At 67.2% G+C, this 2,409-nt stretch carries 3 protein-coding genes; all 3 read left to right on the plus strand.

Translation table 11 applies throughout. From position 1 onward, the window contains the following. Positions 1-40 precede the first annotated feature (40 nt). The gene (ord, locus tag SY1_RS01770) at positions 41-1,141 is read left to right on the plus strand and encodes a 2,4-diaminopentanoate dehydrogenase (protein ID WP_015555986.1); all 1,101 of its coding nucleotides are present in this window, start codon (positions 41-43) and stop codon (positions 1,139-1,141) included. After that, on the plus strand, positions 1,065-1,409 hold the full coding sequence (gene ortA, locus SY1_RS01775) for a 2-amino-4-oxopentanoate thiolase subunit OrtA (protein WP_208872570.1): 345 nt from the start codon (positions 1,065-1,067) through the stop codon (positions 1,407-1,409). Before ord ends, ortA begins: the two co-directional genes overlap by 77 nt. A gap of 1 nt (position 1,410) precedes the next feature. Further along, positions 1,411-2,409, plus strand: a 999-nt coding sequence (gene ortB / locus SY1_RS01780) for a 2-amino-4-oxopentanoate thiolase subunit OrtB (protein WP_208872571.1), incomplete at its 3' end; no start/stop codon positions are given.

The following is a 2,409-nucleotide window of genomic DNA, read 5'->3' on the forward strand; positions in this document are numbered from 1 at the left end:
TAATCAATTTGAGTTAAATTTGTAGTGAGGAGGCGTTTTCATGAGGGATATCCGTGTGATGATATGGGGATTTGGCGCGATGGGGAGCGGGATCGCGCGAATGCTTCTGAAGAAGACGGGCGTTGAGATTGTGGGGGTTGTGGTGGGGCGCAAGCACCTCCACGGAACGGACGTCTACCAGTACCTGGGGGAGGAGCGGGGGAGCCGTCCGGAGCTTTTGTTCGGCGGCACGGAGCTCATCCGAAACGGCGCGTGCGACGTGGTGCTGTTGGGGACGGACTCCTTCACCAGGAGCGCGTTCGAGAAGGTCAAGCTCTGCGTGGAGCACGGCCTGAACGTCATCACGACGGCGGAGGAGATGGCCTGGCCGTGGGCTCAGGAGCCGGAGCTGTCGCTCGAGATCGACCGTCTGGCGCGCCAGCACGGGGTGACGGTCTTTGGGACGGGGATCAACCCTGGTTTTGTGCTGGACCTGCTGATCCTGGCCATCACGGGGACCTGCGAGGACGTGAAGTCCATCGAGGCGGCGCGCATCAACGACCTCTCGCCCTTCGGCGGGGCGGTGATGCACGAGCAGGGCGTGGGGATCACGCCGGAAGAGTTCAAGAGGCGCCTTGCGGCCAACGACCTGGCGGGGCACGTGGGCTTTCCGGAGTCCATCTCGGCCATCGCCGCGGGCCTGGGCGTCGAGATCACCAAGATCGAGCAGACGAAGGACCCCATCATCTCGAAGGTACACCGCGAGACGCCCTACGCCAAGGTCGAGCCGGGGAACCTGGCGGGCATCCGTCAGCAGGGCTGGGGGAGGACGGCCGACGGCCGGGCGTTCATCCACCTGGACCACCCGCAGCAGGTCCGTCCGGAGGCCGAGGGGATCGACACGGGGGACTACATCACCATCGACGCGGGCGGCTACACGCTGAAGTTTTCCGGCAAGCCGGAGATGCCGGGCGGCATCGGCACGATCGCGATGGTCGTGAACATGATCCCGCAGGTGCTGAACGCGCCCGCTGGGGCTGACCGACCTTCTGGAGCTCCCGATCCCGCACGCGATCCTGGGCGACATGAACCGGTTCGTCCACGAGCTGCGGGAGGAGCGCCGCGTCTACCACAAGGGGGACTGCGTCGTGCTGCACATTGAGCTGCTCCCTGCAGGGGAGCGGGCCGCGGGTGTTCCGGAGGACACCGCCGCGCTGCCGCTTGAGATGTGGGTCAAGGGGGAGCTCCTGGCGGAGAGCGCCCACACCGGCGAGTCCGTGCGGGTCCGGACGGCGATCGGGCGCGAGGTGGAGGGCACGCTCACCAACTGCGACCCGGGCTATCGGCACGACTTCGGAAGCTACGTCCCGGAGCTGGCGCAGGTGCATCGGCAGGTTGTGGATATCCTTAGCGGAAAGGGGGCCTGCTGAGATGGGCGGCAGGAGCTATGAGGCCGTAATGGCGCGCAAGAGCGAGATCGTCAAGGCGGCGGTCGGGATCGACTACTCGAAGTTCGAGGAGCCGGGAGGGCGCTTCGACTACGAGCGGATGATGCGGGAGGCGGTCCCCCACAGCCTCGAGGAGATCGTCAAGATTCAGAGCGGGATGAGCGTTGGCGACACGAAGCTCCTGAGCCTCGACAACGTGACGGAGCTGGCCCGGAGGACGGCCGGGGGCGGGAAGGGTGCGCAGATCCTGGTGAAGGACGAGGCGCAGAACCTCTCCGGGAGCTTCAAGGCCCGGCGCGCGGCCCTGTCCGTCTACGAGGCGCACCGGATGGGGTACAAGGGCGTGGTCGCGGCCACGTCGGGCAACTATGGAGCGGCGGTGGCCTGCATGGCGGCGCGCCTCGGCCTGAAGTGCATCGTCGTCCAGGAGTGCTACGACAGCCGCCGCGTGGGGCAGCCGGAGATCCTGGAGAAGCAGCGGGCCTGCGAGGCGATGGGTGCCGAGGTGGTGCAGCTCACGGTGGGGCCGGAGCTCTTCTACGAGACGCTGATGCTGCTGGAGGACACGGGGTTCTACAACGCATCGCTCTACACGCCGTCGGCGATCGCGGGCATCGAGACGCTGGGCTGGGAGATCGCCCAGCAGTGCCGCAGCCAGCTGGGTCGGGACCCGGACGTCGTCGTGGCCACGAACGCGGGCGGCGGCAACATCACCGGCACGGCCCGCGGGCTCCGGAAGGCTGGGGCGAAGTCCCAGGTCTACGCGGCGAGCGTGGACCTGTCGGGGCTGCACATGGCCTCGGACCACGACTTCAACCGCAAGTCCTTCACGACGGGCCACACGGGGTTCGGCGTGCCCTTCACGGTGCAGCCGGACCGGACGGACGTACCGCGCAACGCCGCGCGTCCGCTGCGCTACATGGACCGCTACCTTCTGGTGAAGGAGGGCGAGGTGTTCTACATGACGGAGGCCCTGGCCGCC

It is taken from the genome of Fretibacterium fastidiosum (genome assembly GCF_000210715.1).
GTDB lineage: Bacteria > Synergistota > Synergistia > Synergistales > Aminobacteriaceae > Fretibacterium > Fretibacterium fastidiosum.

Excerpts from the sequence above, each read along its gene's own strand:
- ortA (WP_208872570.1), top strand. The coding sequence starts at position 1,065 with ATGAACCGGTTCGTCCACGAGCTGCGGGAGGAGCGCCGCGTCTACCAC.
- ord (WP_015555986.1), top strand. The coding sequence starts at position 41 with ATGAGGGATATCCGTGTGATGATATGGGGATTTGGCGCGATGGGGAGC.